Annotated in this window: 6 protein-coding genes; 3 read left to right on the top strand and 3 right to left on the bottom strand. The window is 71.6% G+C overall.

Annotated elements, in window-relative coordinates; all coding sequences use genetic code 11:
• Positions 1-1,637, top strand: a 1,637-nt coding sequence (locus Mterra_RS18225; RefSeq protein ID WP_147372929.1) for an ABC transporter ATP-binding protein, incomplete at its 5' end; no start/stop codon positions are given.
• A gap of 49 nt (positions 1,638-1,686) precedes the next feature.
• On the opposite strand, the gene Mterra_RS18220 is transcribed toward Mterra_RS18225, so the two are convergent.
• The 3 genes from Mterra_RS18220 to Mterra_RS18210 all read right to left on the bottom strand — a co-directional run bounded on the left by Mterra_RS18220 (position 1,687) and on the right by Mterra_RS18210 (position 3,078).
• Complete coding sequence (locus Mterra_RS18220) at positions 1,687-2,244, bottom strand: TetR/AcrR family transcriptional regulator (RefSeq protein WP_119316440.1); 558 nt, start codon at positions 2,242-2,244, stop codon at positions 1,687-1,689.
• 91 nt (positions 2,245-2,335) lie between these two features.
• The gene (locus Mterra_RS18215) at positions 2,336-2,656 is read right to left on the bottom strand and encodes a hypothetical protein (protein WP_119316439.1); all 321 of its coding nucleotides are present in this window, start codon (positions 2,654-2,656) and stop codon (positions 2,336-2,338) included.
• Positions 2,657-2,763: 107 nt separating this feature from the next.
• On the bottom strand, positions 2,764-3,078 hold the full coding sequence (locus Mterra_RS18210) for a TFIIB-type zinc ribbon-containing protein (RefSeq protein ID WP_119316438.1): 315 nt from the start codon (positions 3,076-3,078) through the stop codon (positions 2,764-2,766).
• 265 nt (positions 3,079-3,343) lie between these two features.
• Here Mterra_RS18210 and hemA point away from each other — a divergent pair, with 265 nt between their 5' ends.
• Positions 3,344-4,606: a glutamyl-tRNA reductase gene (gene hemA, locus Mterra_RS18205; protein ID WP_170159733.1), complete on the top strand. Its 1,263-nt coding sequence runs from the start codon at positions 3,344-3,346 to the stop codon at positions 4,604-4,606.
• The gene (gene hemC, locus Mterra_RS18200) at positions 4,603-5,520 is read left to right on the top strand and encodes a hydroxymethylbilane synthase (RefSeq protein ID WP_119316436.1); all 918 of its coding nucleotides are present in this window, start codon (positions 4,603-4,605) and stop codon (positions 5,518-5,520) included. The genes hemA and hemC overlap by 4 nt, the downstream gene beginning before the upstream one ends.
• Positions 5,521-5,535: the final 15 nt, after the last annotated feature.

Raw genomic sequence — 5,535 nt, 5'->3', positions numbered from 1 at the left:
GGCGGCTCCCCGGGGGCTTCGGCACGCTGGTGGGGCTGCTGGGCTTGCAGGTGGGGCTGGGGGTGGCGGGGACGCTGCTCGCCACCCTGCAAAACGCCGCCCGCGACCTGCTGGGCGACACCCTGCAAAACCGCATCCACCGGCGCATCCTCGAGAAGGCCGCCGGGCTCGAGCTCGCCCACTTCGAGAACCCCAAGACCTACGACGCGCTCCTGGGCGCCACCTACGAGGTGGGCAGCCGCCCGCTGGGGGTCTTCACCCAGCTCGTCGCGCTGGCCCAGGCCGTGCTCACGCTCTCCTCCATCGGCTTCCTGATGAGCCGCCTGGGCTGGGCGGTGATGCCCTTAGTCCTGCTCGCCAGCCTGCCCGGCGTGCTGGTCGCCAGCCGCTTCGGCTTCGAGAACTACCGCATGATCCGCCGCCGCGCCCCCGAGGCCCGCATGCAGAACTACCTGGCCCAGGTGCTCGTGGACGACGACTACGTGAAGGAGGTGCGCATCTTCGGCTTCGAGGGCTACGTGCTGGGGCGCTGGCAGGAGGTCTACCGCAAGTTCCGCGCGCAGTTGGTGCCCCTCGTCTACCAGCGCGGGGCCTGGGGCTTCGCTGCCTCGCTGGCCTCGGCCATCCTGATCGCGCTGGCGACCTTGCAGGTGCTGGCGCGGGCCGCCGCCGGGCGCATCAGCGTGGGCGACTTCGCCCTCTTCGCCCAGGGCATCGTGCAGGTGCAGGGCACCTTCAGCAGCCTGCTGGGCGGGCTGTCGGGGATCTACCAGAACCTCCTGTACATGCGCAACCTCTTCGAGTTCCTCGAGCTCCCCGCCCGCAACCTCGACACGGGCGAGGAGTGGAAGGGCCCGATCCACAGTGTCGAGTTCCAGGACGTGAGCTTCCGCTACCCGCTCACCGAGCGCGAGGTGCTCAAGGGGGTGTCCTTCCGGCTCGAGCGCGGGCAGTCCATGGCGCTCGTGGGCGAGAACGGCGCGGGCAAGACCACCGTGGTCAAGCTGCTGACCCGGCTCTACGAGCCCAGCGCGGGGCGCATCCTGCTCAACGGGCAAGACGCCCGGCGCTACAGCCCGCGCAGCGTGCAGAAACAGATCAGCAGCATCTTCCAGGACTACGCCCGCTACGCCCTCACCGCCCGGGAGAACGTGGCGCTGAGCCGCATCGAGGAGCAGGCGAACCGGGCGGGGCTCGAGCAGGCCAGCCGCAAGGGCGGCGCCGACGAGGTGATCGCCGCGTTGCCCGAGGGCTACGACACCCAGCTCGGGCGGCAGTTCAACCGGGGCTTGCAGCTATCGGGCGGGCAGTGGCAGCGCCTGGCGCTGAGCCGCCTCTACTTCCGCGGCTCGAGCGTGCTGGTCTTCGACGAGCCCACCGCCGCCCTCGACGCCGCCGCCGAGTTCGAGGTGATCGAGGCCCTGCGCCAGCAGGCCAAAGACCGCATCACCCTCATCATCTCGCACCGCTTCTCCACCGTGCGCTTGGCCGACGTGATCGTGGTGCTCGAGGACGGCCGGGTCAGCGAGCAGGGCTCGCACGAGGAGCTGCTGCGGCAGGGCGGGACCTACGCCACGCTGTTCCGCCTGCAGGCGCGGGGGTATCAGGAGCAGGCCGAGGGCCAGGGAAAGTTGTAAGCGGTAAGCCATCAGCCATCAGCCTTCAGCCGTACGAGCCTCCCACTCCCTACCCCCTACTTCCCGCCCGAAGCACCTCGAGAAAACCGCCGAACGCCCCGTTGACCCGCTCCCACTCCCCGGTGATCAGCCCGTCGAGCAGCAGGCCCGCCAGGGTCCCCACGACCAGGCTGGCCTGGGCGGGGGTCGAACCGGGTAAGCCCTGGAGCACGAAGCCGATCCAGCCGTGGATGGCGCGGCGGGCGAAGCCCTGGTACTCGAGCTGCCCCTGCAGAGCCCCCACCTCGACCTCGTAGAGCAGGCGGGCGAAGGGGGCGAGCCGGGGGGAGCTGAACCAGCGCCAGAAGGCCTCGAGCGCCGCAAAGGGGTCGCCGGCCCCGCCGCCGAGCTCCCCCAACAGCGCCCGCTGCCGGGCCTGGGCCGCCTCGAGGACCTCGGTGAGGAGCTTTTCCTTGCTCCCGAAGTGGTAGATCAGCATGCGGGCGTTGGTGCCCAGGGCCTGGGCCAGAGGGCGCAGGCTCAGGCCCTGCAGGCCGTGCTCGAGCACGTAGTCCACCGCCTTCTCCAGCAGCTCGGCGCGCTTGTGGGGCTCGGGCCGACGACCCATGCCCAACAGCGTAACATCGGTTACACGTAACGATCGTTACACATACGGGGCAAGAAACGAGCCCCACCTCGAGCGGGCGGGGCTTGGGTCTTCAGGAACGCGAGGGGCCGCGCTTGAGCGCGTCGCGGTAGTGGCGCAGGGTCAGGGCCCAGGCGGCGAGGTTCATGACCCCGGCGATCACCAGCCCCTGCTCGAAGGGCGCGTGGAACAGGCCCAGCACCTGGGTCAGCAGGTGGAACGCCGGCAGGAACAGCAGGCTCGCCAGCGCCAGGCCGGTGGGCATCTCCAGGCGGGCCTCGAGCGAGCCTCTGGGGGCTTTGGCGAAGCTGAGGCGGGGGTTCAACAGCCACAGCATCAGGCCGTTCGACAGGGTCACGAACAGGGCGAACAGGGTCAAGGGGGTGATCTCCACAAACGCTTCTCCGAAGACCAATCCTAGCCCATACGGCGCCAAACACAAAGGCGAAAGCGCCCAAAGGCCCGCCGATTAAGCGGGCCTCAAGACGCGCGGCGCGTAGCTCAGTCGAAGATGTCGAAAAGCTGCTCCAGCTTGCTCTTCTTGCGCTTGCGCCTGTCGTCGTAGCCGGGGTCGGTGTCGTGGGTGCGGCGGTAGTCGGGGTTTTGGGCGTAGCGGGGGTCGTGCTGGCGGTAGCCCTCGAGCTCGGCCTCGTACTCCCGCTCGTACTGGCGCACCTGGCCCAGCAGGCGCTCCATCTCGCCGGGGTCGAGCCAGACCCCGCGGCACTTGGGGCACACGTCGATGTGGACGCCGTTGCGCACGACCTCGTTCATCCCCGATTCGCACCCCGGGGCAGGGCAGGTGAGTAAAGGCATGCTGTACCTCCCGGACCTATACTGCACCAAAGGGCGCGGCGCGGACCAGGGGCCGCCCACTGGTTTGCCCGGCCGTTTTAGGCTACCTTGGTAAATAAAGTTTTGCCGTGCAGCACTCAGGATTTTCACATCCTGGGTCGCGCAGGCATCGAGGGGACTAATGTCCCAAGCCTCCGGTTTATGGTTTCATAAGCAATGCTGGACCCCTGCGGTTACCGTCGCGTTACCGACCCGCGCTTACCCTGACCCTCGAGTCCGTTCAGTGATGAGCCCAACCCCCCGTTCCCCGTCCGATCGCCCGCGCCTGCTGTGCGTGGGGATTAATCACGCCTCGGCGCGGCTGGAGGTGCGCGAGCGCTACGCGCTGTCCAAGCCCGCCCAGGCCCGCGTCCTGCTGCGGGCCAAGCAAAACCCGCCCGCCGGGCTGCACGAAGTGGCCGTGCTCTCGACCTGCAACCGCACCGAACTGTACGGCGTGGGCGAGGAGGGCATCGGCGTGAACACCCTGCTCGGCCTGCTCGAGCACGTGCGGGTGAGCGAGGGCGATTTCGGGCACCACGGCTACGTGAAGGAGGGGGCCGCCGCCCAGGAGCACCTGCTGCGCGTGGCCGCCGGCCTCGACTCGCAGGTTTTGGGCGAGAGCGAGATCTTGGGGCAGGTGCGGGAGATGCTCGAGCTCGCCCAGGAGGTCGGCAGCTTAGGGCCGGTGCTCTCCAAGCTGCTGCAGCAGGCGCTGCACGCCGGAAAGCGGGTGCGCCGCGAGACCGGGCTGGGCGACGGCATCCTCTCCCACAGCAGCCTCGTCGCCCGCATGCTCAACCACGAGGCCGCCGCGTTGCCTGCGCCCAGCGTGCTGATCGTGGGGGCGGGCAGCATGGCCCGCTCGGCGCTGCTGGGCCTGGAGCGCGGGCGCTTCGGGCGGGTCTGGGTCGCCAACCGCACCCTGGGGCGTGCCCGCGAGCTGGCCGAGCAGGCCGGCGCCGAGGCGGTGGGGCTCGAGGCGATGGGCCGGGTGCTGCGCGAAGCCGACTTCGTGATCTCGGCGGTGAACGTGGAGCACCCCCTGCTCAGGCCCGAGCACCTGGGCGGCGCCCGCCAGCCGGTGGCCCTCTTCGACCTCTCCCTGCCCCGCAGCATCGCCCCCTCGGTGGCCGAGCTGGGCGTGCGGCTGCACACCCTCGACGACCTCGAGGCCATCCTCGCCGTCCACCGCGCCGAGCGCGAGGCCGCCGTGCCCCAGGCCGAGCAGATCGTGGCCGAGGAGCTGCGCGCCTTCGGGGGCTGGCTCGAGGCCCGCGCGGCGGTGCCCACCGTCAAGGCCCTGCGGCGGCGCTTCGAGGCCCTGCGGCAGGCCGAGCTCGAGGCCCTCTCCCCCGCCGAGCGGGCCGTGGCCGAGCGCGTGACCCACCGCCTGCTGCAGAAGCTGCTGCACCTCCCCCTGACCCGCCTGCGCGAGCTGGCCGAGCGGGGGGAGGCCGAGCCCTACCGCCGCGCCCTGCACGCCCTCTTCGAGCTGGAGCAAGAATGAAGCTCGTCATCGGCACCCGCGGCAGCCGGCTGGCCCTGTGGCAGTCGGAGCACGTCGCCCGGCGGCTGCGCGAGCTGCACCCCGGCCTCGAGGTCGAGCTGCTCACCCTGAGCACCCGCGGCGACCGCGAGCTGGAGAAGGCCCTGCCCGAGATCGGGGGCAAGGGGCTCTTCACCGCCGAGCTCGAGGCGGCGCTCGAGCGGGGCGAGGCCGACCTGGCCGTACACAGCCTCAAGGACCTCCCCACCGAGCCCGACCCCCGCTTCACGCTGGGGGCGGTGCCCGAGCGGGCCTCGCCGCTCGAGGCCCTCATCAGCCGCGGCGGGGCCCGCCTGGCCGAGCTGCCGCGTGGCGCCACGGTGGGCACCAGCAGCCCGCGCCGCGCGGCCCAGTTGCGGGCGGCCCGCCCGGATTTGCGCATCGAGAGCCTGCGCGGCAACGTGCCCACCCGCATCCAGAAGGCCCTCGACCCCACCGGCCCCTACGACGCCGTCCTGCTGGCGCTGGCCGGGCTCGAGCGCCTGGGCCTGCAGGGCCAGGTCAGCGAGGTCCTGCCGCCCGAGGTGGTGCTCCCCGCGCCCGCGCAGGGGGCCCTGGCGGTGCAGGCCCGCGCCGGGGATGAGGCAGTGCTCGAGCGGCTGCGCCCCCTCGACCACCCGCCCACCCGCCGCGCGGTGGAGGCCGAGCGCGCCTTCCTGCGCGCGCTGGGCTCGGGCTGCAGCCTGCCGGTGGGGGCGCTGGCCGTGGAGGAGAACGGCCTGCTGCGCCTGCGGGGGCGGGTGCTGCGGCCCGACGGCAGCCAAAGCCTCACCCACGCCCTCGAGGGCGGCGACCCCGAGCAACTCGGCGCCGCGCTGGCCGAGGCCCTGCTGGCCCGGGGGGCGGCCCGCCTGCTGGAGGGCGCGTGGGCCTGAGGGGCAAGCGGGTGG

The sequence above is a fragment of the Calidithermus terrae genome (assembly GCF_003574345.1).
Classification (GTDB): Bacteria; Deinococcota; Deinococci; order Deinococcales; family Thermaceae; genus Calidithermus; species Calidithermus chliarophilus.
The sequence above is the reverse complement of the archived record's forward strand: the minus strand, read 5'-3'. Positions and strand labels throughout refer to the sequence as shown.

Excerpts from the sequence above, each read along its gene's own strand:
- Mterra_RS18220 (WP_119316440.1), bottom strand. The coding sequence starts at position 2,244 with ATGGGTCGTCGGCCCGAGCCCCACAAGCGCGCCGAGCTGCTGGAGAAG.
- Mterra_RS18210 (WP_119316438.1), bottom strand. The coding sequence starts at position 3,078 with ATGCCTTTACTCACCTGCCCTGCCCCGGGGTGCGAATCGGGGATGAAC.
- hemA (WP_170159733.1), top strand. The coding sequence starts at position 3,344 with ATGAGCCCAACCCCCCGTTCCCCGTCCGATCGCCCGCGCCTGCTGTGC.
- hemC (WP_119316436.1), top strand. The coding sequence starts at position 4,603 with ATGAAGCTCGTCATCGGCACCCGCGGCAGCCGGCTGGCCCTGTGGCAG.